Annotated in this window: 22 protein-coding genes; 11 read left to right on the top strand and 11 right to left on the bottom strand. The window is 65.3% G+C overall.

What is annotated here, in order from left to right; all coding sequences use genetic code 11:
• A complete protein-coding gene (locus WD006_RS23795) occupies positions 1-192 on the top strand; it encodes a hypothetical protein (RefSeq protein WP_008650882.1) in 192 nt (63 codons plus the stop codon).
• 66 nt (positions 193-258) lie between these two features.
• On the opposite strand, the gene WD006_RS23790 is transcribed toward WD006_RS23795, so the two are convergent.
• From WD006_RS23790 to hemA, 6 genes are all read right to left on the bottom strand, one after another.
• Positions 259-873, bottom strand: a complete 615-nt coding sequence (locus WD006_RS23790) for a UbiX family flavin prenyltransferase (RefSeq protein WP_011517686.1) — start codon at positions 871-873, stop codon at positions 259-261.
• 31 nt (positions 874-904) lie between these two features.
• A complete protein-coding gene (grxD, locus tag WD006_RS23785) occupies positions 905-1,216 on the bottom strand; it encodes a Grx4 family monothiol glutaredoxin (protein WP_008650878.1) in 312 nt (103 codons plus the stop codon).
• A 118-nt stretch (positions 1,217-1,334) separates the two neighbouring features.
• Positions 1,335-2,198 carry a peptide chain release factor N(5)-glutamine methyltransferase gene (prmC, locus tag WD006_RS23780; RefSeq protein ID WP_029308603.1) on the bottom strand — a complete coding sequence of 288 codons (864 nt, stop codon included), beginning with the start codon at positions 2,196-2,198 and terminating at the stop codon, positions 1,335-1,337.
• Between the two features lie 156 nt (positions 2,199-2,354).
• Entirely contained in the window at positions 2,355-2,678 is a 324-nt protein-coding gene (locus WD006_RS23775) for a hypothetical protein (protein WP_011517683.1), read from the bottom strand.
• Between the two features lie 162 nt (positions 2,679-2,840).
• The gene (gene prfA / locus WD006_RS23770) at positions 2,841-3,923 is read right to left on the bottom strand and encodes a peptide chain release factor 1 (RefSeq protein WP_029308602.1); all 1,083 of its coding nucleotides are present in this window, start codon (positions 3,921-3,923) and stop codon (positions 2,841-2,843) included.
• A gap of 102 nt (positions 3,924-4,025) precedes the next feature.
• Positions 4,026-5,330, bottom strand: a complete 1,305-nt coding sequence (gene hemA, locus WD006_RS23765; protein ID WP_029308601.1) for a glutamyl-tRNA reductase — start codon at positions 5,328-5,330, stop codon at positions 4,026-4,028.
• 146 nt (positions 5,331-5,476) lie between these two features.
• Between hemA and WD006_RS23760 the strand changes: the two genes are divergently transcribed.
• The gene (locus WD006_RS23760) at positions 5,477-5,737 is read left to right on the top strand and encodes a hypothetical protein (protein WP_375199112.1); all 261 of its coding nucleotides are present in this window, start codon (positions 5,477-5,479) and stop codon (positions 5,735-5,737) included.
• Between the two features lie 50 nt (positions 5,738-5,787).
• Here the strand turns inward: WD006_RS23760 and WD006_RS23755 are convergent, their stop codons facing one another.
• Positions 5,788-6,555: a 5'-methylthioadenosine/adenosylhomocysteine nucleosidase gene (locus WD006_RS23755; RefSeq protein WP_029308600.1), complete on the bottom strand. Its 768-nt coding sequence runs from the start codon at positions 6,553-6,555 to the stop codon at positions 5,788-5,790.
• A 179-nt stretch (positions 6,556-6,734) separates the two neighbouring features.
• Between WD006_RS23755 and WD006_RS23750 the strand changes: the two genes are divergently transcribed.
• The 4 genes from WD006_RS23750 to WD006_RS23735 are packed head-to-tail and all read left to right on the top strand — an operon-like array spanning position 6,735 to position 9,597.
• Positions 6,735-7,748 carry a DUF2157 domain-containing protein gene (locus tag WD006_RS23750; RefSeq protein ID WP_011517678.1) on the top strand — a complete coding sequence of 338 codons (1,014 nt, stop codon included), beginning with the start codon at positions 6,735-6,737 and terminating at the stop codon, positions 7,746-7,748.
• The gene (locus WD006_RS23745) at positions 7,745-8,872 is read left to right on the top strand and encodes a DUF4401 domain-containing protein (RefSeq protein WP_011517677.1); all 1,128 of its coding nucleotides are present in this window, start codon (positions 7,745-7,747) and stop codon (positions 8,870-8,872) included. The genes WD006_RS23750 and WD006_RS23745 overlap by 4 nt, the downstream gene beginning before the upstream one ends.
• Positions 8,869-9,369 carry a GDYXXLXY domain-containing protein gene (locus tag WD006_RS23740; protein ID WP_011517676.1) on the top strand — a complete coding sequence of 167 codons (501 nt, stop codon included), beginning with the start codon at positions 8,869-8,871 and terminating at the stop codon, positions 9,367-9,369. The genes WD006_RS23745 and WD006_RS23740 overlap by 4 nt, the downstream gene beginning before the upstream one ends.
• Positions 9,370-9,411: 42 nt before the next feature.
• A complete protein-coding gene (locus WD006_RS23735) occupies positions 9,412-9,597 on the top strand; it encodes a hypothetical protein (protein WP_011517675.1) in 186 nt (61 codons plus the stop codon).
• A 104-nt stretch (positions 9,598-9,701) separates the two neighbouring features.
• Here the strand turns inward: WD006_RS23735 and ychF are convergent, their stop codons facing one another.
• A complete protein-coding gene (gene ychF, locus WD006_RS23730) occupies positions 9,702-10,793 on the bottom strand; it encodes a redox-regulated ATPase YchF (RefSeq protein WP_011517674.1) in 1,092 nt (363 codons plus the stop codon).
• A gap of 314 nt (positions 10,794-11,107) precedes the next feature.
• The gene (locus tag WD006_RS23725) at positions 11,108-12,163 is read right to left on the bottom strand and encodes a phosphatase PAP2 family protein (RefSeq protein WP_080710376.1); all 1,056 of its coding nucleotides are present in this window, start codon (positions 12,161-12,163) and stop codon (positions 11,108-11,110) included.
• Positions 12,164-12,244: 81 nt separating this feature from the next.
• On the opposite strand from WD006_RS23725, the gene WD006_RS23720 reads away from it, so the two are divergent.
• From WD006_RS23720 to WD006_RS23700, 5 genes are all read left to right on the top strand, one after another.
• Entirely contained in the window at positions 12,245-13,669 is a 1,425-nt protein-coding gene (locus WD006_RS23720) for a UbiH/UbiF family hydroxylase (RefSeq protein WP_011517672.1), read from the top strand.
• A 112-nt stretch (positions 13,670-13,781) separates the two neighbouring features.
• Positions 13,782-14,540 (top strand): DsbC family protein, encoded by a 759-nt coding sequence (locus WD006_RS23715; protein WP_011517671.1) that lies wholly within the window; start codon positions 13,782-13,784, stop codon positions 14,538-14,540.
• Between the two features lie 110 nt (positions 14,541-14,650).
• Positions 14,651-15,652, top strand: a complete 1,002-nt coding sequence (locus tag WD006_RS23710) for an MDR family oxidoreductase (protein WP_011517670.1) — start codon at positions 14,651-14,653, stop codon at positions 15,650-15,652.
• Between the two features lie 64 nt (positions 15,653-15,716).
• Complete coding sequence (locus WD006_RS23705; RefSeq protein ID WP_011517669.1) at positions 15,717-17,531, top strand: M61 family metallopeptidase; 1,815 nt, start codon at positions 15,717-15,719, stop codon at positions 17,529-17,531.
• 85 nt (positions 17,532-17,616) lie between these two features.
• Complete coding sequence (locus tag WD006_RS23700) at positions 17,617-19,989, top strand: FUSC family protein (RefSeq protein WP_011517668.1); 2,373 nt, start codon at positions 17,617-17,619, stop codon at positions 19,987-19,989.
• A 79-nt stretch (positions 19,990-20,068) separates the two neighbouring features.
• Here the strand turns inward: WD006_RS23700 and WD006_RS23695 are convergent, their stop codons facing one another.
• Complete coding sequence (locus WD006_RS23695; RefSeq protein WP_011517667.1) at positions 20,069-21,415, bottom strand: nitrate/sulfonate/bicarbonate ABC transporter ATP-binding protein; 1,347 nt, start codon at positions 21,413-21,415, stop codon at positions 20,069-20,071.
• Positions 21,416-21,425: 10 nt separating this feature from the next.
• Positions 21,426-23,171, bottom strand: a complete 1,746-nt coding sequence (locus WD006_RS23690; RefSeq protein WP_008647147.1) for an ABC transporter permease — start codon at positions 23,169-23,171, stop codon at positions 21,426-21,428.
• Between the last annotated feature and the right edge of the window lie 8 nt (positions 23,172-23,179).

Raw genomic sequence — 23,179 nt, 5'->3', positions numbered from 1 at the left:
ATGGGTTTGGCAGTGGCTGGCGCAGCCATGCTTGGCGGTTGCGCGGTGTACCCCACGCCGTACGGACCAGCCGTGGCACCGGCGCCGATCGCTGTGGCCCCCGCGCCGGTCTATGTGGGTCCGCCTGCCGTGGTGGTGCGGCCGTATGGCGGTTACTACGGCTACTACGGCCGTCGCTATTACCACTGGTAAGGCGAATGGCGGGCACATCCCTCGTCCACCATCGGGAGAGGGGTGTACGTGGCTGGCGTCAGCGCTTCAATCTTCCGCGCTGTTGTTCAGCCCACCCCAGCCGGGCGCGAGCTTTTCGCCGATCTCGCGCAGATCGACCAGGTCGAGTACTCGTCCGACCGTGTGGTCGACCAGTTCGTCGATTGTCTGTGGCTTCTGGTAGAACCCGGGCACCGGCGGGAACACGATCCCACCCATTTCCGTCACCGCGGTCATATTGCGCAGATGCGCCAGATTTAGCGGTGTTTCCCGCACCATCAGCACCAGCTTGCGCCGCTCCTTGAGCGTGACGTCCGCCGCGCGCGTGATGAGGTTGTCGGAAAGGCCGTGGGCGATTGCCGCGAGGGTGCGCATCGAGCAGGGCGCCACGATCATCGCGTTGGCGCGGAAGGAACCGCTGGCGATCGTCGCGCCGATGTCGCGCACGTTGTGAACCACATCGGCCAGCGCTTCCACTTCGGCGCGGCCCATGTCGAGTTCGTGCTGCAGGTTCATCACGCCGGCGGGCGACATCAGCAGATGCGTTTCCACATCGGCCACCCCCTGGAGCGCTTGCAGGAGCCGGACGCCGTAGATGGCGCCCGTCGCGCCCGTGATGGCGATGATCAGCCGTTGCGGCGCGCGGCCGTTGGTCACAGGCATGATGTGCTGGAGCGCGAAGGCCGTCAGGCCATCAAGCCTTCAGCAGCGATTGCAGTTCGCCGTTCTGGTACATCTCCATCATGATGTCCGAACCGCCGATGAACTCGCCGTTCACATAGAGCTGCGGAATCGTCGGCCAGTTGGCGTATTCCTTGATGCCCTGGCGGATCCCTTCGTCTTCGAGCACGTTGACCGTGGTCGGGGCGTCTACGCCACATGCCTTCAGGATCTGGATGGCCCGGCCCGAGAAACCGCACATCGGAAATTGCGCGGTGCCCTTCATGAACAGGACCACGGGGCTGCCCTTCACGATCTGGTCGATCTTCTGCTGTACGTCACTCATGATTGATATGCGTTCTGGTTGCGCGCGGCGCCAGGCTGGCACCGCTGAAATGGGGGGAGCGGTCCGGATTTTACCGGATTCGGGCCCTGCCTTCAGGTAGGGGTATTCGGGCTGGAAATCAACCGCGCAGGCGGCCACCGCTGCAGCGCTCGAGCCCGGCCAGATCGCGCGTGGTGAAGACCTCGACAAAGCCCGCCTCGGCCAGCTGCGCGCGCATGGCGGCGCCCTGGTCGTAACCGTGTTCCATCAGCAGCCAGCCGCCCGGCAGCAACCGCGCGGTGGCGCCCGCCACGATGGTGGCCAGGTCGCTCAGACCGTCTTCATGATCGGTCAGCGCGTCGATCGGCTCGAACCGCAGGTCGCCTTCCACCAGATGGGGGTCACCCTCCGCGATGTACGGCGGATTGCTGACGATAAGGTTGAAGCACAATCCGACCGGCAAGTCCTCATACCAGTCGGAAACCAGGAATCGGATGTTCTCGGCCTGAAGCGCGCGGGCGTTGTCTTCGGCCACCATCAGCGCGCCACGGGAGATATCGGTGGCCCAGACTTCGGCGTCGGGCCGCTCGCGGGCGATCGTCACGGCCAGGATGCCCGAGCCCGTGCCCATGTCCAGCACGCGTGGCGCCTTGACGTCGGCAATGCGCGCCAGCGATGCCTCGGCGGCCACTTCGGTATCTGGACGAGGGATCAGCACATCGGGGGTGACGCGGAAGGTACGGCCGAAGAACTCACGCTCTCCAATCAGATAGGCCATGGGTTCCCCGGTCAGCCGGCGGGCCAGCAACGTGGCAAATGCATCACGTTTTGGCGCGTCCAGATGGTCGTTGTCACGCGTGATCAGCTGCGTGCGCGTGAATCCCGTCACATGCGAGAGCAACATGCGGGCCTCCAGCACCGGTAGGCCGGCGATGGCTGCGAGGGTCAGCGCCTCGCGCAGCGTGGGGGCGGGCGGCAGCGCGCCCTGAGGACTCGGGGACATCGGCTTACTACTGACTTCGACCATCTGGGGAACCGGTACGCCAGTTTGCAAAAAACCCCGTCGGAACATCCCGACGGGGTTTTGCGCGGCATTTTGTGATTAGCGCCTAGTGTAAGCCGATTCCGGCCCCACCGCGCGCTGAATCACGTAGGGGATTTACTTGTTGACGGCGTCCTTGGCCTTGTCGGCGGTGGAGTTGACGGCGTCCTTGGCTGCATCCTTGGCGGCGGACATGGCGCTGCCGGCATCGGCCTTGGCCTTCTCGGCGGCAGCCGATACATCGGCGGCGGCATCGCTGGCGGCAGCCTTGGCGGCATCCGCGGCATCCGATGCAGCGGCGGCTGCGCTGCTGGCGGCGGCCTTGGCCGATTCCGCTGCGTTCTGCATCGCGGCGTCGGTATTCGTTTGCGGAGCCTCTTCCTTCTTGCCGCAGGCGGTCAGGGCGGCGGTGATCATCAGCAGAGCGAGCAGTTTTTTCATGATTTCATCCTTGTATGTCTGTTGGAGGAGTGAACTTCCATCCAGACTTCGGAACCCTTGAGCCTTGAAAGTGACGCATCGGGGTGGTCTGGTCGAAATCGATTATAGACAGTGCGTCTTTCCCGGCTAGTGCTGTTTCAAGCATTTACCTCAGTTACATATTCAGGATTCCTCACCCAGGGCGGCCAACTGGTCGGCCTGGTGCTCGGCGGAGAGTGCGGAAATCAGCTCGTCGAGGTCGCCATCCATGATCATGTCGATCTTGTAGAGCGTCAGGTTGATACGGTGGTCCGTCACCCGGCCTTGCGGGAAATTGTAGGTGCGGATGCGGTCGCTGCGGTCGCCAGAACCGATCAGATTGCGGCGCGTGTTGGCCTCTTTGGCCTGCGCCGCGCGGAGCTGCATGTCCTTGATGCGCGCGGCCAGCACCTTCATCGCTTTTTCCTTGTTGCGATGCTGGCTTCGGTCGTCCTGACATTCGACCACGATGCCCGTCGGCAGGTGGGTCAGGCGCACGGCGGAGTCAGTCTTGTTCACGTGCTGGCCGCCCGCGCCCGACGCGCGGAACGTGTCAACGCGCAGATCCGATGGGTTGATCTCGACTTCCCCAACCTCGTCCGCTTCCGGCATGACGGCCACGGTACAGGCCGACGTATGGATGCGACCCTGCGATTCGGTGGCCGGCACACGCTGCACGCGATGGCCACCCGACTCGAACTTGAGCCGGGAAAACGCGGCATCGCCAGCGATCCGGACGATCACTTCCTTGTAACCGCCAAGGTCCGAGGGCGACTCGCTCATGATCTCGACCTGCCAGCGCCGACGTTCCGCATAACGCGTGTACATGCGGAGCAGGTCGGCGGCGAAAAGCGCGCTTTCCTCGCCGCCAGTGCCGGCGCGGATTTCGAGCAACAGGTTGCGGTCGTCGTTCGGATCCTTCGGCAGCAACAGGGTCTGCAGCGAGTTTTCGAGTGACTGGAGACGCTCGCGGGCCGCGTCGATTTCATCGGCCGCAAACTCCTTCATCTCTGGGTCGTCAAGCAGCGCCTGCGCCGTGGCCAGGTCATCCTGGGCCTGGCGATACTGGCCGTACTGCTCCGCCACCGGCGACAGCTCGGCATGTTCGCGCGACAGTTTGCGGTACTGGTCCATGTTCGCCGTCGCGTCTTCGCGGGCGAGCAGGGCGTTGACTTCATCGAGTCGTTCGGCCAATTGGTCGAGCTTGGTGGAAATGCTGGCTTTCATCTTGGCGGAGGAATTCGGAGTCGCGGGGGGCATTGGCGGGCCGCGCAGATCGACACGCGGATGCCGGACGCTGGCGTGCGCCAGCGTTGAAGCGGGGAGCGGCTAGCGCTCGGAGTGGCTGCTGTGGCGGAACAGGCCCGGCACCAGGCGCAGCAGCGCCTCGCGGTCCTCGCCCTGGGTGTGGTTCAGCGCGTGGGTCGGGCCGTGCAGGAACTTGCGGGTCAGCGCGCCAGAGAGCGCCTCGAGCACGGCCGCGGGGTCGTCACCGCGCGCCAGCATCCGGCGCGCGCGTTCGACTTCGGCCTGGCGGATCGCCTCGCCCTGCGATTGCAGTTCGCGGATGACGGGCACGACGCTGCGCGTCTCCAGCCAGTGCATGAAATTCAGCACGCGGGAATCGATGATGGCCTCGGCCTGCGCCACGGCAGCCTGACGCAGCGCGTTGCCTTCGCGCACGACGGCGCCAAGGTCGTCGACGGTGTACAGGAACACGTCATCCAGGCGTGCAACTTCAGGCTCCACGTCACGCGGTACGGCAAGATCGACCATCATGATCGGGCGATGCTTGCGGCGCTTGACCGCGCGTTCGACCGCGCCCAGGCCGATGATCGGCAGCGAACTCGCGGTGCAGGAGACGACGATGTCGAATTCATGCAGACGGTCGCCAAGGTCCTGCAGGCGGATCGCCTGGGTGGTCAGCCCCTGCTCGGACAACTGTTCGGCCAGCTTTTCGCCGCGTTCGACGGTACGGTTGGCCACCACGATCTGGCGCGGCGTCTGCGCGGCGAAGTGCGTGGCGCACAGTTCGATCATCTCGCCGGCGCCGATGAACAGCACGCGCTGCGTGGAGACGCTCTCGAAAATGCGCTGCGCCAGGCGAACCGCAGCGGCCGCCATCGACACTGAATGCGCGCCGATCTCGGTCTGGCCGCGGACTTCCTTGGCCACCGCGAACGTGCGCTGGAAAAGCTGGTTCAGGTACGTGCCCAGCGCGCCGGCCTCACCGGCGGTGCGCACCGCATCCTTCAACTGCCCCAGGATCTGCGTTTCGCCGAGCACCATCGAGTCCAGGCCGCTGGCCACGCGAAACGCATGGCGCACGGCTTCCGACTGGGGCAGCGCGTACAGGTGCGGCGCCAATTCAGAAGCGGGGACGTTGTGATGCTGCGCCAGCCAGCGCAGCGTGTGCTCGAAACCTTCCTCGCCCGGCTTCAGCACGTCGGTCGCGCAGTAGATCTCGGTGCGGTTGCAGGTGGAGAGAATGGCGGCTTCGGTACCGTTGCGACCCGAGAGGTGGGTGCGCAGTGCGCCAAGCGCGGGTTTGATCTGCTCAAGCGGAAACGCCACACGTTCGCGGAGCGAGACGGGTGCCGTGGTGTGATTGATACCGATCGCGAGCAGTTGCATTTGTGGGGTTTGCGTGCCATCCGGAACTTCGCCGGAAGCGATGGTCATTATACCGCTCGGCTGCAAGGTTGCAGGAATCGAGGCGATTTGTTCCACCTGCAGTATTGTTATGCCGTGGCCGCCGGAAAGTGGCCGAAACGACACGAATGACACGGAGGAAGCGGATGCTCGGCTTGGCGGTGGTGGGCGCAGTGGTTGGACTGGCGGGGCGGCAGATGCATCCGTCCGGACGCGTCGTCAGCCTGCCAGCCGCGCTACTGCTGGGCGCGGCGGGTGCGCTGGCCGCTTTCTACACCGGACGCGCGGCGCATTTGTTCACCGATGGCCAACTGCTTGGCTGGGGTGCGGCGATCATCGGCGCGGCCGTGCTCGTGGGTGTCTGGGGTGTTGCGCGTCCGCGTCGGTAACGGGTGAACAGACGAAAAAGTCAGGAATCTCCGAGCATTTTTGTCGGGATTCAAGCCTTTGCATCAAGGAATCGACGCAGGATCGCCCCGGAGTAGTGACTGGCGACGTCACGTAGAAATGACGAAAAATCCACATGCGCGGTGTCGTCGGCCCGGTCCGAGATCGTTCGCAGTAGCGCGTAGGGCACGCCATATTCGTAGCAAATCTGCGCCAGGGCGGCGCCTTCCATTTCCACGGCCTGCAGCGCCGGCAATTGCTCGCGCAATCCGCTGACCGCCGCCGGCGAGCCGATGAACTGGTCGCCGCTGGCGATCATCCCCACGTGCAGGCGCGGATCGCGCACCCCGAAGCGAGCCAGCACGCCATCCGGGACTTCAGTGGCCAGATCTTGCCGAAGGAAGTCCTCGGCGGCCTGGCGCAAAGCGCCGGTGAGGCCGGGATCGGCCGGGAATTCGGTCCGGGCGAGCAACGGCACTTCGTGGCGCGGGAACAGTGGCCGGGCGTCCAGATCATGCTGGACGGTGCGGTCGGCCACCACGATATCGCCCACCCGAACCTCCGGGCCGACACCGCCGGCCAAGCCGGAGAAGACGATCTCGTTCACACCGAACTCGCGGATCAGCGTGACCGTCGTGGCCGCCGCGGCCACCTTGCCGATCCGTGCCAGCACCAGCACCACCGGCTGGCCGTGCAGCGTGCCGCTGTAGTAATCGCGCATCCCGATCGTGCGCTTCGTGGCGCGCGCGTCCTCATGGCGCATGGCGGCGATCAGCCCGTCGACTTCATCGTGCAGGGCGGCAAGAATGCCGAGGGTCATGGCAGGCAGGGCGGAAAACGCGGGAAACGAAGAGAGCGCCAGCATACCGGTGTGCCGACGGGGGCGAAAGGTCCGCGCGCCGTGCATATCAATTGGTCATCAATTGGTGACAGCGATGCTTTGGCCGAGCGCGTTTTTGTTACATTGCGATCCATGCCGACATTCGGGAGATCGACGGTTTGGAAACCTTCTCAAATCGCCGCGCCGCGCAGCAGGCGCTTGCTGACTGGTGTGCCCAGGGTCGCCTCGATGCGGCGGATCTGAGCACGGCCTGGGCGCCGACGCTGCCCGATCGCATGGACTGGCGCCGCTGGCTCGACCGCGCGCTGCTGATACTGGGGACGGCGCTGCTATGCGCCGGCGTGATCGTCTTCTTCGCCTTCAATTGGGCGGCACTCCACAAATTCACCAAGTTCGGGCTGCTGGCGGCGTTGCTGACCCTGCTGGCGGGCTTTGCCTCGTTGCGCCCGACCGACGATATGGCGGGTCGCGCCGCGTTGGGCGGCGCGCAGATCATGTCCGGCGTGCTGATGGCCGTGATCGGTCAGACCTACCAGACCGGCGCCGATGCCTGGCAGCTCTTCGCGCTCTGGACGCTGCTGGCGCTGCCCTGGGCGCTGGCCGCACGGGCTGCGCCGCATTGGTGGATCGTGCTGGTTGTCGGGAACGTAGCGCTGCTGCGATATGGCAGTGTGCGACTTGGCGTGGGCGGCATGTTCGAGTTGCTGTTCTCGGCGGACCATGCGCGCGAAACGATGCTGTTCCTGCTGGGTGCCGCGGTGGTCCAGCTAGCACTCTGGTACGGGCTGGCCGCCCGCGCGGGTAGCTGGGGCTTCCGGGGTGTCACCGGTCCCCGGCTGATCGGCATCCTGGCCTGCGCCTACGCGGGCTGGGTCGGGCTGATGAGTCTGCTGACCAGCCATGTCGAAGGCTCCGGCCTGCTGATCTGCATGGTGGCGCTGGTCGCGCTTGGCGCGTGGTTCCGCTGGCGCGCTTTCGATATCGTCGTGCTGAGCCTGGTTTGCCTGACCGGCATCGGCGTCATCATCTCGGCGGTTGGCCGCTGGCTGATCGATGCCTATGGCGACTTCGGATCGTTCCTGTTGCTCGCGCTGCTGACGGTCGGCCTGGCCGTCGTTGCTGCTACGTGGCTGCTGCGCGCATGGCGCGAAAAGAGCGGGAGGACGGCATGAGTACCGAACCATTCGAACGCCTGCTCTGGCAGCAACTTGCTGCTCGCGGTGCCGTGCAAGGCGAGTTCACGCCCGCGCTTCGCATGCCGTGGCCGATTCGCCTGCTGATGGGCGCGGCGGGCTGGCTCGGCGCGCTGTTCGCCCAATTGTTCCTGCTGGGCTCCGTGTTCGCCGTGACGCGGGGCAACGGCCCCGCTATCGCCATTACCGGGTTGCTGATGATTGGCGCGGCGATCCTGATGTATCGCACCACCAGTCAGGACAGCGCGCGCATCGCGCTGGGCCAGTTCGCGCTGGCCGCGAGTCTGGGCGGACAGGGCATGGTGATCGTTGGCGTGGGCGAGAGCCTTGGCATCGATCGGCTTTCGCAGACCGCTGTGTTCTGGCTGGGTGTGACCGCGCTGGAAGCCGTGCTGTTCGTGATCGTGCCGAACCGGCTGCATCGGTTCGTGGCGGTGACTGGCGGCTGGTCGGCAGCGACCATCGCGCTGTATATCGCGCTGGGCGGCTCCATGCGGAATCCGTTCCTGATGATGCCGCTCACGGTGGGCCTCCTGGGCGTGCTGGCGATGGCTGCCGTGATGGTCTTCGTGTTGAACGAGGCACGCATTGCGGCACGCGGGACACATGCGCTCTGGGAGCCCGCCGCCGACGCCACGTTGGTGTTCGGCCTGTCTTCGGCGCTAATCATCACTGGAACCGCGCTTCCGTCCGAGTTCCTGTTCGATGGCATCAGGCATTTGCAGACTCCCGGCAACTGGGTGCCCGGCGTGTTGGTCGGCGTCTGCCTGGTTGGCTTCGCGCAGATCGAGGGCGCGCGCATTCGCTGTGATGCCGGTATTCGTATCGGCCTGATGGTGCTGGCTGTGGCGTTCAGCGGCCTGATGGTGATGGCGCCGGCGGTCACGGCCGGCGTGCTTGCGCTGGCCATGGCATTGCGGCGCGCGTCGTTGCCGTGGATCGGGCTGGCCATCGCGGCGATTCTGCTCGGGTTTATCTGGTACTACAGCACGCTGCAGTGGACGCTGCTCGTCAAGTCGGTCACGCTCGCCGCCGCTGGCGTGTTGCTGCTGGCCGCGCGGCTTGCGCTGACCCGTATGCCACGCAAGGAGGCCATCGCATGAAACGCTGGATCATGATTGGATGGCTGCTGACCATCGCCGTGGCTGTGGCCGGCATCGTCGGCAAGGAGCGCGTGATCTCGCGTGGCGATGTGGTCTATCTGCGGCTGGCGCCGGTCGATCCACGGTCGCTGATGCAGGGCGACTACATGGCGCTGAATTTCGCCATCGGCATGGAAGTGTCGGCCGCGCATGGCCAGGATCAGACCGAGAATCGCCGTGACGAACTGGTGGTGATTCGCCGCGACGCCAGCAACGAGGGGCACTTCGTGCGCCTGCACAAGGGCGAGGCGCTGGCTGCCGGCGAGCAATTGCTGCGCGTGCAGAATGTCGCGTCGCGCTGGGGGCGGTCGAACGTGCAGGTATCGACCGATGCCTGGTTCTTCCAGGAAGGGCATGCCGAGCGCTTCTCGAAGGCGAGGTTCGGCGAGTTCCGGGTGGATGCCAGCGGGCAGGCCCTGCTGGTGGGAATGCGCGACGACAAGCTGGCGCCGATGTAGTGAGCGAGGCGCTGCAAGGGCGCCTCGTCGGCCTGCCGCGTCGTGATCCTGCTTCACGTTTGGCGCGGTGTTCCTGCTGTCCGCTTCTCGCGCACGCCGGAGGGCAAGGCCACCGTGGCGGCCTTCATGGACGCCTACAACAACATGGTCGTCTCGCTGCGCAACTACAAGGCGCAGGATGTGAAGGGCGGCCTGGGTCGCGGCGGCCAGCTCCAAGTCGGCTCGTAACGTCGATACCCTTCGGCGGAACTGGCCGAAACAAAAACGCCCACAACCTTGGAGGTTGTGGGCGTTTTTTATGGTCCGGGACCTCGGGAGGCGTCCCGAATGGCTTAGACGTTGAACAGGAAGTTCATCACGTCGCCATCGTGCACCACGTATTCCTTGCCTTCGGCGCGCATCTTGCCGGCTTCCTTGGCACCATGCTCGCCCTTGAACGCGATGAAATCATCGTACGCGATCGTCTGCGCGCGGATGAAGCCGCGTTCGAAGTCGGTGTGGATCACGCCCGCGGCCTTCGGGGCAGTGTCGCCCACATGGATGGTCCAGGCGCGCACTTCCTTCACGCCAGCGGTGAAGTATGTCTGCAGGCCAAGCAGCTTGAAGCCGGCGCGGATTACGCGGTCCAGGCCGGGCTCTTCCATGCCCAGGTCGGCCAGGAACTCGGCCTTGTCGGCGTCGTCCAGATCCGCGATCTCAGCCTCGATGGCGGCGCAGACGGCCACGACCGGCGAACCGGTGGTCTTGGCGTACTCGCGCACGGCGTCCAGGTGCGGGTTGTTCTCGAAACCGTCTTCACGCACGTTGGCCACGTACATGGTCGGCTTGGCGGTGATCAGGCAGAACGGGCGCAGGGCTTCCCATTCTTCCGGCGCGAGGTCCAGCGTGCGCACGGCCTTGGCTTGGTCCAGCACTGCCTGGGCCTTTTCGAGCACGGCCACCAGGCGCAGGGCTTCCTTGTCGCCGGCGCGGGCTGGCTTGATGTAGCGGGCCAGGGCCTTTTCCACGGTGGCCAGATCGGCCAGGGCGAGTTCGGTATTGATGACTTCGATGTCCGACAGCGGATCGACCTTGCCGGCGACGTGGATCACGTTGTCGTCCTCGAAGCAGCGCACCACGTGGGTGATGGCGTCAGTTTCGCGGATATTGGCCAGGAACTGGTTGCCCAGGCCTTCACCCTTCGACGCGCCAGCCACCAGACCGGCAATGTCGACGAACTCGACCGTCGCCGGCAGGATGCGCTCGGGCTTCACGATCTCGGCCAGCTTGGCCAGCCGCGGGTCCGGCACTTCCACGACGCCCACATTGGGTTCGATGGTGCAGAACGGATAGTTCTCGGCGGCGATGCCTGCTTTGGTCAGGGCGTTGAACAGCGTGGACTTGCCGACGTTGGGCAGGCCGACGATGCCGCATTTGAGGCTCATGGTAAACCTTTGAAGTCAATGGCTTACGACTGCCTGGCGCGCGGCTTGTCGCGTGGTGGGCGCCAGTCGATGACAGTCGGAAGTGAATTCGGGGAAGTGACGAGCAAGCACGGATCGCGGCGTTGGCTCACGGATCCTGCGCGTGCTTCATGCACGAAAGGGGCAATTGTAACCCTAGTAACCGTAGTAACCCTATCGGACGCCTTGATTAGAAAGGGTTTGGGCCAGACGGCCGCAGTGTTGCCGGGTGATGCATGGCCCGGCCGATGCCCGCGCGGGTAACCGGAAGGTACGGTTGACCGTCTTCTCGCCGCTCAGATGCGGCGCCGGACCATTGCTCGGATCGGCATGGCGCGATCGGACATCTTGCGGAAGATCAGAATGACCGCGACTCCGCACGCAATGCCCGCCAGCACATCCGCCAAGTAATGACCACCCTGCGTCGGTGTCGAAGCAATCATGACGATGTTGAGCATGACGGCGAGGGGAAAGACTGTTGGCAATCGTCGCAGCGCATAGGTGCAGATAATGGCCACCATCGTATGAAAGGAGGGCAGCGAAACCAGACCCTGCACGGGGTTGATGATCTGTAGCGAGCCGTTTCGCAGCAAATGGAAATGGGAAACCGTTTCCGAAGTGTTGGGAGCCGTGATGCCGAAATAGACAAAAGTACTGGAAGCCGGCACGGCGGTCGAAATAATCAAGAGTAGGGCCTCGGCCAACATGATCAGCAGGACAAACTCAGAAAGCTCTGCATGGTGGCGAGTCAGCCCCAGAATAATCGGTATGGTCAGAAGCTGAATATAAAAACTGAGATAAGCCGCTGCCAGGATTTGCCGCAGCGTTTCATAGGAATGGACCCAGCGATAGAAAGCCAGCCATTCGAAGCCGAGGGCTCGATCGAATGCCAGAAGCGTTTCATCCACCAGTGGGGCGCTGACGGTTGTGCACAGGTACTGCAGCGTATTGCACGCGACGATGAAACAAGCGAGCAGTACGACCCAGCATGTCACATTGGCGATTTCGCCAAGGCGTATTTTCTCCGTCAATGGTGCGTACCGATTGATTCGACTGAGGCCGTACAGGAATGTCGACACGAGAAGAAGGCCAATCGCCGACTGAATGGTGCTCATTGCGAGCCCATCCTCCACGTCATATTCCGTAGCTGAAAACCATATCCAGTCGACGCCAGCCAGCAGTAAAGTCAGAAACCATCCAATCAGATAGCGGCGCAGGTTCGAGCGATCCATTGTTGTTGTGGTTTTTTGGTATTGCTGCGAGAGGGAAGGGGGCCCTTGCGGCCAGCGTACACGCAAAGCAAAAATCCAGGCAAGCGATTCAAAGTGCGAAATGACCTCGACGTGGGGCATTTTCGATGGCACTCGCTTATTGCTTGCGGGATAAGAAGAAAATGACCTGCGGACCGGACGGCGCAGGTCGCCTTGACGGCAATGCCGGCTTCGGGCGGTCGGGTGCGCCGGCCGGGAGGCAAGCGGCAGAACCGGTCCGTATGCGTGTCCGAACCGATCACGCGGATGGAGCCCCCGTCACGTCGCTATAATTCAGGGATGTCCGGACCTGCCGCATCGGTGTCACGCACCGTCACTTCTTCCATGTCCTCGAATTCCTCTTCCCGCTTCCAGGTCGCCGTGGTCGGCGGCGGCATTGTTGGCAAGGCCTGCGCGCTGCTGCTGGCGCAGCAGGGTATGCAGGTGGCGCTGGCGGCGCCCCGGCCCGCTGCTGAGGGGGCCCGCCGGGGGGGCGATGACTGGGATGCCCGCATCTACGCGTTTTCCGCCAGTTCGCAGGCGCTGCTGGAGCGGCTGCGTGTCTGGGAGGCGCTGGACCCGGCGCGTGTGCAGCCCGTGCGCGACATGCGTGTGTTTGGTGATGAGAGTGCTGCCGAGACCGATCCCTCGCTCGATGGGGATCTGCATTTCTCGGCCTACGCCGCCGCCGTGCCGCAGCTCGCGTGGATCGTCGAATCTGGGCACGTCGAGCGCGTGCTCGACACCGCGCTGCGATTCCAGCACCAGGTGAAATGGTTCGACGACACGGCCACCGGGCTCGAGCGCGACGTCGACGGTGTGACGCTGACGCTGGCCAGCGGCGCACAAGTTCGCGCCAATTTGTTGGTTGGGGCCGACGGGTCCCGGTCCTGGGTGCGCCAGCAATGTCATATCGGCACCACGCAGCGGCGGTATCGGCAGCTTGGCGTGGTGGCCAACTTCCAGTGCGAACTGCCGCACCAGGAAACCGCCTGGCAATGGTTCCTGGGGGCGCCGGAGAAGTTGATGGCTGACGAGGAACCGGCCAACGGCGAAATCCTGGCGATGCTGCCGTTGCCGGGCAATCGGGTGTCGATGGTGTGGTCGGCCGATGAGGCACACGCCCACGACCTCCTCGCGTTGTCGCCCGAGGCGCTGGCCGCGACCGTGGCCCAGGTAGCCAGCGGCGCGGTGGGCGCCCGCTTTGGCGCACTGCGCTGCATCACGCCGGCGCAGGGCTTCCCGCTGGTGCTGCAGCGCGCCGAGCAGTTCGTCCAGCCGCACGTGGCGCTGGTCGGCGATGCCGCGCACGTGGTCCATCCGCTCGCCGGGCAGGGCATGAACCTGGGTTTGCGCGATGTGGTGGAACTCGGGCGGGTGATGGCCGACAAAGAGTCGTTCCGTTCGGAAGGGGATTTGCGCCTGTTGCGCCGCTACGAGCGCGCGCGCGCTACCGATTTGCTCTCGCTGACCGCCGCCACCGATGGCTTGCACCGGTTGTTCTCGCTGCCCGGCACGCCGGCGCGTGTGGTGCGCAATCTGGGGATGCGGGCGGTGGGCAGCCAGGGGCTGATCAAGCGGCTCCTGATCGGCCACGCGCTCGGGTGATGCAAGCCGGAAGAGGCGAATCCACAAACGAGCCACAAACCAGCCCATTAACGATTTACCATTCACGAACAAGCCGGCACACTGACCGGCGCATCGTTTTCCTGGAGTCACTATGTTCCAAATGTTCCGCCGCCGTTCCGCTCGCTTCGCCGCAATCGCGGCTCTGGCAAGCGGCGTGGGCGCCGCCGGCTATGCCCTGCACGCGCTGGCCGCGGACGAGCCGGGCACGGATCGCATCAAGGCGTCGATCCAGAAGATCCTGGGTGGCCGCGCCGAGGTCAAGAGCGTGACCAAGGCGCCGGTGCCAGGCCTGTACGAAGTCAACGTCAGCGGCCAGCTTGTCTATACCGACGCCACCGGTCGCTACATCATCAACGGCGAACTGATCGACACCAAGACCAACACGAACCTGACCGAGGAGCGTCTGGCCGAGTTGAACAAGATCAAGTGGTCGGATCTGCCGCTGTCGCGCGCCATCAAGTGGACCAAGGGTGACGGCAGCCGCACCGTGGCGGTGTTCTCGGACCCGAACTGCGGCTACTGCAAGAAGATCGAGCAGACCTTCCAGCAGATGGACAACATCACGGTCTACACCTTCCTCTATCCGGTGCTGTCGCCGGATTCCACGGTGAAGGCAAAGCAGGTGTGGTGCTCGGCCGATCGCACCAAGGTCTGGCGCGACTGGATGCTGAACCACGTGGCGCTCACCGGCAACGGATCCTGCAAGACGCCGGTCGATGAGAACCTCGAGCTTGGCCACAACCTGAACATCACGGGCACGCCGGCGGTGTTCTTCTCCGATGGCACGCGAATCCCTGGAGCCGCTGACGCGGCCACGCTGGAACGCAAGCTCGCCAGCCTGAAAAAATAAGACCGACGCCGGACCCCATCCGGCTGTATGAAGCGGCCGGTTGCTACCGGCCGCTTTGCATTTCCGCGCCCCGGATTGATTTCGAAAACGACGACGAAAACGGAGACACCATGACGTTCCAGGCCCTGTTGCTGACCCAGACCGATGGCAAGACGCACGCGGAGATCGCGCAGGTCGACGAGAGCCAGTTGCCCGCTGACGGCAACGTGCTGGTCGAAGTCGATTACTCCACGATCAACTTCAAGGACGGACTGGCGATCACCGGCCGTTCGCCCGTGGTGCGCAAATGGCCGATGGTGGCCGGCATCGACGGTGCGGGCACCGTGCTGCAATCGGCCGACCCGCGCTGGAAGGCCGGCGACCGTGTGGTGCTGAACGGCTTTGGTGTCGGCGAGACGCATTGGGGCTGCCTGGCCCAGCGCGCGCGGCTCAAGGGCGAGTGGCTGGTCCGCCTGCCCGACGCGTTCACCACGCGCCAGGCCATGGCGATTGGCACGGCGGGTTACACGGCGATGCTGTCGGTGCTGGCGCTCGAGCGCGGTGGCGTGAATGGACCTGTGCGTCCCGGCGATGGCGATGTGCTCGTGACCGGCGCATCGGGCGGGGTGGGCTCGGTGGCGATAGCGGTGCTGTCGAAGCTCGGCTATCGCGTGACCGCATCGACGGGAAAGACGTCGGAGGCAGACTTCCTGCGCGCGCTGGGTGCGGCGGAGGTGATCGACCGCGCCGAACTCGGCACGCCGGGCAAGCCGCTGCAGAAGGAACGCTGGGCAGCCGTGGTCGACTCCGTCGGCTCCTATACGCTCGTCAATGCCTGCGCCCAGGTGCGGTACGGCGGCGTGGTCACGGCATGTGGACTGGCGCAGGGCATGGATTTTCCGGCTTCGGTGGCGCCGTTCATCTTGCGTGGCGTGACGCTGGCCGGCATCGATAGCGTGATGGCGGCGATGCCGCTGCGCGAAACCGCGTGGAAGCGTCTGGCGCAGGATCTGGCGCCAGACCGGTTGCAGGCCATCACGCGCGAGATTCGGCTGGCGGAGGCCATCGACGCGGGGCACAAGATCGTCGATGGCGGCATGCGCGGACGCGTGGTGGTCAACGTCAACCGCTGAAGGCGGCGGTTGCCGCGCACTGGCGTCCCGGGCCGGTCCGGGACGTGACGCTACAATCGTGACCATGACGCCGATCCGCTACGCCATCGCCCCGCTTCATCCGGAAGCCCACCTGTTCGCCGTCACCGTGACGGTGGATGTTCCCGATCCCGCTGGCCAGGTTTTCACGCTCCCTGCGTGGATTCCGGGCAGCTACATGATTCGCGACTTCGCCCGCAATATCGTCCGCATCCGGGCCGATGCGGGCGACGTGGCGGTGCCGCTGACCAAGCTCGACAAGCAGAGCTGGCAGGCCGCGGCGCTGGCGGCGGATGCCGGGCCGCTAGTGGTCAGCTACGAGGTGTACGCGTGGGATTTGTCGGTGCGCGCCGCGCATCTCGATACCACGCACGGCTTCTTCAATGGCAGTTCGGTGTTCCTGCGTGTGGTCGGGCAGGACGATGGTCCGTGCTCGGTCGATATCCACGCGCCCGCGGGCGAAGCCTATGCCGACTGGCGCGTTGCTACAGCATTGCCCGAGGCACGCGGCCCCGGTGGCGCGCGGCGTTACGGCTTCGGACGCTACCAGGCCGCCGACTACGATGAACTGATCGACCATCCGGTGGAGATGGGCACGTTCGCGCTGGCCAGCTTCCGCGCCTGCGGCGTGCAGCATGACGTGGTCTTCACGGGCAAGGTGCCGCAGCTTGACCTGCAGCGCGTCTGCCGCGACCTGAAGAAGATCTGCGAGGCGCAGATCAAGCTGTTCGAGCCGCGCTCGGCCCGTGCGCCGATGCTCGACAGCAACCGCCGCTACGTGTTCATGACGATGGTCACGACCGACGGCTATGGCGGCCTGGAGCATCGCGCCAGCACGGCACTGATGTGCGCGCGTAACGATCTGCCCGCACGCGGCGACAGCGAGGCCAGCGAGGGGTATCGCACCTTCCTTGGCCTGTGCAGCCACGAGTATTTCCACACCTGGAACGTCAAGCGGATCAAGCCGGCGGCATTCGTGCCCTATCAGCTCGAGAGTGAGACCTACACGCCGCTGCTCTGGTTGTTCGAAGGCTTCACGAGCTACTACGACGATCTGGTTCTGGTTCGCACCGGGCTGGTGACCGACCAGCAATACGTCGAGATGCTGGGCAAGACCTGGAACGGCGTGCTGCGCGGCAGCGGCCGCACCAAGCAGAGCGTGGCGGACAGCTCGTTCGATGCCTGGACCAAGTACTACCGCCAGGACGAGAACGCGCCGAACGCCATCGTCAGCTACTACACCAAGGGTTCGCTGGTGGCGCTGGCGCTGGACCTGACGATCCGCGAGAAGACGCGCGGCCGCAAGTCGCTCGATGACATCATGCGCGCGCTATGGCAACGCTACGGGCGCGACTTCTACGCGCCGGGCGCCGCGCAGCGCGGCGTGACCGAGGCGGAGGTCTACGCGCTGTTCGATGATGTCACCGGCCTGAAGCTCGGTGCCCTGTTGCGCGCGCTGACCGAGGGCACGGGCGAGATCGGACTGGTGCCGTTGTTCCGTGCGTTCGGGGTCAAGGCGGAAGTCCAGAAGCCGGACGGCACGGCCGCGCTCGGCATCAAGACGGCCAAGCAGGACGGCTGGGTGCGCGTGAGCCAGGTGCTCGACGGTGGGGCGGGGCAGAAGGCCGGGCTGTCGGCGGGCGACCTGCTGGCCGCCGTCGACGGGCTGCGCGTGGCGCCGGGTCAGCTTGAAAAGCTGCTCGGGCGTTACCGGGCGGGCGATCGCGTGGAACTCCACGTGTTCCGGCGCGATGAACTGCAGGTATTGCCGGTGACGCTGGCGCGTGAGCCGGCGGTGCAGTACAAAGTGTCGGTGGAAACGGGCAAGCATGTCGGGAGAGCGCGCTGGCTTGGCCAGTAACCTGCCTGCCACCCTACCGTCGCCGCCCTGGCGACGGCAGGGCTCCCCTTTGACCCGGCCGACCCGGCATTTGTAATCGCCCCCCATGGAATACGCGCACGATCCCCGCACGTTCCTTTACTCGCACTACATCTACCGTGGCCTGCGCTCGGCCACGGGGGTCATCGGCATGACGCTGCTGGCCATGCAGTTCATGGACCTGCCCAGCGCGATGGTCGTCTCGATGGGCGCGCTGTGCACCAGCCTGATGGACCTGCCGAGCCCGCTGAACCACAAGTTCAACGAGATGCTGGCTAGCGTGCTGCTCTGCACGGCGGTGACCGTGGTGGTGGCGCTGGCCACGCCGTTCCCGCGCGTGATGCCGTTCGTGCTGGTGCTGGTCACATTCCTGGCCGGCATGATGACGGTCTACGGCAACAAGACCATGCCGTTGCAGTTCTCGATGTTGTTCGTCATGACGCTGACGATCAACGAGGAATTCGTCGTGCGCACGGCCTTGTCTCACGCGGGACTGTTCGGCGTGGGCGCACTGGGCTACTTGCTCTACGCGATCAGCGTGGCCTGGTTCATGGAACGCCGCACGCGGCAGCAGATCCTGGCGGAGTCGCTCTACGAGATGGCGGCCTACCTCGACATCAAGGCGGGGTTCTACGACGCCGGCACCGACTACGACGAGCTGTTCAACCGGCTGGTGCGCCAGCAGATCGTGGTGGCCGAGCGCCAGCAGGCTGCGCGCGACATGGTGCTGCGCGGCAACAAGACACCGTTCGATGGGCTGCTGGTGCGGGTGCACCTGCGCATGCTGGAACTCTACGAGTATCTGCTGTCGACCAATACCGACTATCCGTTGCTGCGGCAGACGTTCGGCGGCACGCCGGTGCTCGACGCGTTGCGCCGGCTCGTGCGCGGGCTCTGCAAGGACCTCGAGGAAATCGCCTACGACATCACGCGCGGGCGGCCGTCGTACAGCGCGCACGACTACGCGGCGGACCTGCGCGCGGTGGAAAGCGAGATCGCCCAGCTGCGCCACCTCAATGTGTCGGCCACGGCGATGACGGCACTGGTCGATACCTTCGACATGATTCGGGGCGCGGTCACGCTGATGGGGCAATTGCACGAGGCTTCGCGCACGCCGGTGGAGCCGGCCCAGGTGCTGCCTGGTTCGGACATGACACCGTTCCTGACGCGCCAGAAGTACGAACTGGGCGTGGTGCTCGACAGCCTGAACTGGCGCTCGCCGGCGTTCCGGTTCGCGGTGCGCATCACGCTGGCGGTGGGGACTGGGCTATTCCTGGGCGAGCATTTGCCGTACGCGTCGCACAGCTACTGGATCCTGCTGACCATCGTGGTGATCCTGAAGCCGAACTTCAGCATGACCAAGCAGCGCTACAACGATCGTCTGATCGGCACGCTGATCGGCTGCATCATCAGCGTCGGCATCCTGCACTGGATTCATGCGCCGCTGGTGCTGTTGGGTGTGCTCTATCTGGCGCTCGTGGCCAGCGCGGCGTTTTCCACGATCAAGTACCGCTACACCGCGATTGCCGCCTGTGTGCAGGTGCTGATCCAGATAAACCTGCTGATTCCGGGCAGCCAGACGGTGGTGGGCGAGCGGCTGGTCGATACCGTGATTGGCGGGATCATCGCGTCCGTGTTCAGCTTCGTGCTGCCGAGCTGGGAGTACCGCGCTATTCCGAAGCTGGTGGAGAACGTGCTGCAGGCCAACCGTCGCTACATTGCGGCCACGCGGGATCTGCTGCTGCGCAAGGCGCAGGACGACTTCGCATACCGTGTGCAGCGCAAGCAGTTCATGGATGCGCTGTCGGCGCTGATCTCGTCGTTCCAGCGCATGCTCGACGAGCCGCGCAGCCGGCAGCGCGCGGTGGATAACTTGAGCCGCTTCATCGTGCAGAACTACCTGGTGGCCGCGCACGTGGCCGCTGCGCGGATCCAGGTGCGGCAGCACTACGGCGAACTGGATGTGCCGGCAGCCGAGGCCTCGATTGAGCAGGCGACCGAGGCGGCCGTGCGGTCGTTGACGCTGGCCAGCGAGCGGCTGGCGGGCGAGGAACGGCATGGGGCGCGTGGCGCGGGGTTCATCCGCACACCGACAGAGGCGGCGGTGGCCGGCGTGGGCATGGTCCATCAGAGCGCGCCGTCCTCGGCCACGGATACCACGGACGATGACGCGAGCGAGCGCCGCGCGCGCATCGCGGACTCGGCGGATCGTCGCAAGGCCGAGGTGCTGGCGCAGGCCGCGGCGGCCGGCGAGATCGGTGCGGCCGAGCCGATTCAGCGGTCGCAGGACCAGCGTGCCGAGTCCACCGCGAGTGCTTCCGGGCGTGCCGCCAATGCGGTGCTGGAGCGCCGCCTGCGCGCGCTGCGCGAGGACGCGGCGAAGATCGCGCTGCGTACCGGCGCGATCGGCCGGGCGATCCGGACGCCGTGGAAGGGGTGATCGAACGGAATCGTGACGGGTTCTCTCTCCTCTCCCATGTGGCGGGCGAGGAGAGAAAACCCGCGGCATTGACGCTGACCTAGACCTTCCCAGTCGCCCCGGCTTCCTCCACGTCGGGCAGCTTGAACACGCCACTGTTGAACGAGTAGCCGTAAACCTCGCCGTACCGGCCCCAGTCGATCGCGATCGTCAGCACGCGCTGGGCCTCTTCCGGCTTCAGGAATGCCTGCATCTCGCGCAGGACGGTTTCCTCGCCAACCTCGCCGTCCTCGCTCTCTTCCAGCTCGCGCCGGATGTGAGCGGCCAGCGCCACGTGGCTCAGCAACTGCTTGCCGAACACGACCTTGCGTTCGGAGGGCTCGGTCTCGTAGTAGCTGCGGCCGAGCGCCGTCGATGTGATGTCGCCGCGCTCGATGGTCGCCAGCCCCAGCAACTGCATGGCCTCGCAGGCCGGCAGCAGTTCGTCGTCGGTCAGCCCGGCTTCGTCGGCCAGGTGCGGCAGGTCGGCGCGGCCGAAGAACGGCGATTCGTGCAGCAGGTCGAGAATGGCCTCCATCTGGCCGATGTCGGCTTCTGGCAGGCGGTAGCCGATCTGCTGCGCGGCAGCCATCGCGGGCACGCGCGGCCCCAGCGCCGCCGGCGAGGTCATCAGCGTGTAGACCTCGTCGATCAGCGCGCGCACCTGGGCGCTGTCGCGATTGCGCGGGCGCGCGAACGGCACCCGTACCTCGGCGCGCACGCGCCCCGGGTCGCTCGACAGGATCACGATCCGGTCGGCCATCATCACCGCTTCCTCAATGTTGTGCGAGACGATCAGGATGCTCTTGATGTTGGCGCGGCCCGATTCCCACAGGTCGAGCATTTCGTCGCGCAGCGTTTCGCCGGTTAGCACGTCAAGCGCCGAGAACGCCTCGTCCATCAGCAGCAGGTCCGGCTGCGTCACCAGCGCCCGGGCTATGCCCACACGCTGCCGCATGCCGCCGGACAGTTCACGCGGCAACGCGCTGTTGAAGCCCGAGAGGCCGATCATGTCGATGGCCGCTTCGGCGCGCCGCGCGCGTTCCGCCTTCGGCACGCCCTGCGCTTCCAGCCCAAGTTCCACGTTCTGCTGCACCGTCAACCACGGGAACAGCGCGAACGACTGGAACACCATGGCGATGCCTTCGGCCGTGCCGACCAGCTTCTGGCCACGGAACCGCACCTCGCCGCGATCCGCGCCGACCAGGCCGGCCATGATCCGCAGCAGCGTCGATTTGCCGGAGCCGGACTTGCCGAGCATGGCGACGATCTCGCCTTCACGCAGCGTGAGGTTGACGCCTTCGAGCACGGCGCGATCGGTATGGTCGGCGGTGCGGAATACCTTGCCCACGCCATGCAGTTCGATGACGGATGGGGCCAGTCTGGATGGGTTGTCGTGCAGTGCCATCGTGCGAATGTCAGAGTCGGGTGCGCAACTGCGCGAGATCGTAGAGGCGGTTCCAGAGCAGCCGGTTGAAGCCGACCACGAACAGCGCCATCACGCCGATGCCGAGTGCGATGCGTGGGAAGTCGCCCCGCGCGGTCATTTCGGCGATGTAGCTGCCCAGGCCGGTGGCTACGAGCGTGCGATCGCCCCAGGTCACGTATTCCGAGACGATACTCGCATTCCAGGACCCGCCTGCGGCCGTGACCAATCCGGTCAACAGGCTCGGGAACACGGCGGGAATCAGGAAGCGGCGCCACATCAGCCAGCCCTTGAGCCCGAAGTTGCGCGCGGCCAGCCGCAGTTCGGTGGGAATGCCGGAAGCCCCGGCCACCACATTGAACAGGATGTACCACTGGGTGCCGAAGATCATCAGCGGGCTGAGCCAGATCTCCGGATTGAGCCCGAACCTGACGATTGCCATCACGGCCAGCGGGAACATCAGGTTGGCCGGAAAGGCGGCCATGAACTGCGCGATCGGCTGGGCGATGCGCGCCACGGACGGGTTCAGGCCGATGCGGATGCCGATCGGCACCCAGATCAGCGCCGCCAGCGCGATCAGCACGATCACGCGCGTCATCGTCAGCACGCCAAGCCACAGCACGTGCGCGGCCTCGCCCCAGCCCACCTCGCTGTGCACGAAGTGCACCACGCGATAGAGCGCCGCCAGCGCGATGACGATGATCACCGTATCGCGCAGGCGTTCGAGCCAGGGGCTCCAGCGGGCCGGCGCGGCGGGCAGCACCACCATGTTGCGGTGGCGGGCGCTCCACGCCAGCGTGCGTCCGCCGAGGCTGGCGGTCCACTTGAGCAGCGCATGGACCCATGCGGAACGGCGCAGCAGGTCGAGCAGCCAGGACTGGGGCATGGTGTCCTGCGCCAGCGTTTCGAAGCGGAAGCGGTCGGCCCAGGCCACCAGCGGGCGGAACAGGAACTGGTCGTAGATCAGGATGCCGACCAGCATCGCCACGATGGCCCAGCCGATTGCTGGCAGGTTCTGCTGCTGGATCGCCAGCGCGATGTACGAGCCGATGCCGGGCAGGCGGATGTCATGGCCGGATACTGAAATGGCTTCCGAAGCGACCACGAAAAACCAGCCGCCGGACATCGACATCATCATGTTCCACAGCAGGCCGGGCATGGCGTACGGCACTTCGAGCCGCCAGAAACGCTGCCAGGGCGAAAGCCGGAACATTGCCGCGGCTTCGATGAGATCGCCGGGGATGGTGCGGAACGACTGATACAGGCTGAAGGCCATGTTCCAGGCCTGCGACGTGAAGATCGCGAAGATCGCCGCGCATTCCACGCCGACCAGGCTGCCGGGGAACAGGGCGATGAAGCCGGTGACCGTGATCGACAGGAAACCGAGCACCGGGATCGACTGCAGGATGTCCAGCGCCGGCACCATCACTTTCTCGGCGGTGCGATTGCGCGACGCGATGGCTGCGAAGGCGAACGAGAACAGCAGCGATGCCGCCAGCGCCGCCAGCATCCGGATGCTGGTGCGCATCAGATAGTAGGGCAGGCTGGCGACGTCCAGTTGTACGGACAGCGCATCGCCAGGCTGGTACGGCACGACCATCTGCTTGGCCGCAAAGGCCACGATGACGATGACCGCGAGGATGATCGGCAGCAGTGCGAAGTCGAACCGGTTTGGGGGCGCGGTCAGCAGGGGACCGACGTAGCCGGGTGCGGGTTGGTTATCTTGCGTTGGTGGCATGGGCACGG

The organism is Cupriavidus sp. Met-2, assembly GCF_049843575.1.
GTDB classification, from domain to species: domain Bacteria; phylum Pseudomonadota; class Gammaproteobacteria; order Burkholderiales; family Burkholderiaceae; genus Cupriavidus; species Cupriavidus metallidurans.
Note: the sequence above shows the minus strand (reverse complement) of the source record. Positions and strands in the feature narration are given on the sequence as shown.

Coding starts and splice junctions, on each gene's coding strand:
- WD006_RS23795 (WP_008650882.1), top strand. CDS start 1: ATGGGTTTGGCAGTGGCTGGCGCAGCCATGCTTGGCGGTTGCGCGGTG.
- WD006_RS23790 (WP_011517686.1), bottom strand. CDS start 873: ATGCCTGTGACCAACGGCCGCGCGCCGCAACGGCTGATCATCGCCATC.
- grxD (WP_008650878.1), bottom strand. CDS start 1,216: ATGAGTGACGTACAGCAGAAGATCGACCAGATCGTGAAGGGCAGCCCC.
- prmC (WP_029308603.1), bottom strand. CDS start 2,198: ATGTCCCCGAGTCCTCAGGGCGCGCTGCCGCCCGCCCCCACGCTGCGC.
- WD006_RS23775 (WP_011517683.1), bottom strand. CDS start 2,678: ATGAAAAAACTGCTCGCTCTGCTGATGATCACCGCCGCCCTGACCGCC.
- prfA (WP_029308602.1), bottom strand. CDS start 3,923: ATGAAAGCCAGCATTTCCACCAAGCTCGACCAATTGGCCGAACGACTC.
- hemA (WP_029308601.1), bottom strand. CDS start 5,330: ATGCAACTGCTCGCGATCGGTATCAATCACACCACGGCACCCGTCTCG.
- WD006_RS23760 (WP_375199112.1), top strand. CDS start 5,477: ATGACACGGAGGAAGCGGATGCTCGGCTTGGCGGTGGTGGGCGCAGTG.
- WD006_RS23755 (WP_029308600.1), bottom strand. CDS start 6,555: ATGACCCTCGGCATTCTTGCCGCCCTGCACGATGAAGTCGACGGGCTG.
- WD006_RS23745 (WP_011517677.1), top strand. CDS start 7,745: ATGAGTACCGAACCATTCGAACGCCTGCTCTGGCAGCAACTTGCTGCT.
- WD006_RS23740 (WP_011517676.1), top strand. CDS start 8,869: ATGAAACGCTGGATCATGATTGGATGGCTGCTGACCATCGCCGTGGCT.
- ychF (WP_011517674.1), bottom strand. CDS start 10,793: ATGAGCCTCAAATGCGGCATCGTCGGCCTGCCCAACGTCGGCAAGTCC.
- WD006_RS23725 (WP_080710376.1), bottom strand. CDS start 12,163: ATGCCCCACGTCGAGGTCATTTCGCACTTTGAATCGCTTGCCTGGATT.
- WD006_RS23720 (WP_011517672.1), top strand. CDS start 12,245: ATGCCGGCTTCGGGCGGTCGGGTGCGCCGGCCGGGAGGCAAGCGGCAG.
- WD006_RS23715 (WP_011517671.1), top strand. CDS start 13,782: ATGTTCCAAATGTTCCGCCGCCGTTCCGCTCGCTTCGCCGCAATCGCG.
- WD006_RS23710 (WP_011517670.1), top strand. CDS start 14,651: ATGACGTTCCAGGCCCTGTTGCTGACCCAGACCGATGGCAAGACGCAC.
- WD006_RS23705 (WP_011517669.1), top strand. CDS start 15,717: ATGACGCCGATCCGCTACGCCATCGCCCCGCTTCATCCGGAAGCCCAC.
- WD006_RS23700 (WP_011517668.1), top strand. CDS start 17,617: ATGGAATACGCGCACGATCCCCGCACGTTCCTTTACTCGCACTACATC.
- WD006_RS23695 (WP_011517667.1), bottom strand. CDS start 21,415: ATGGCACTGCACGACAACCCATCCAGACTGGCCCCATCCGTCATCGAA.
- WD006_RS23690 (WP_008647147.1), bottom strand. CDS start 23,171: ATGCCACCAACGCAAGATAACCAACCCGCACCCGGCTACGTCGGTCCC.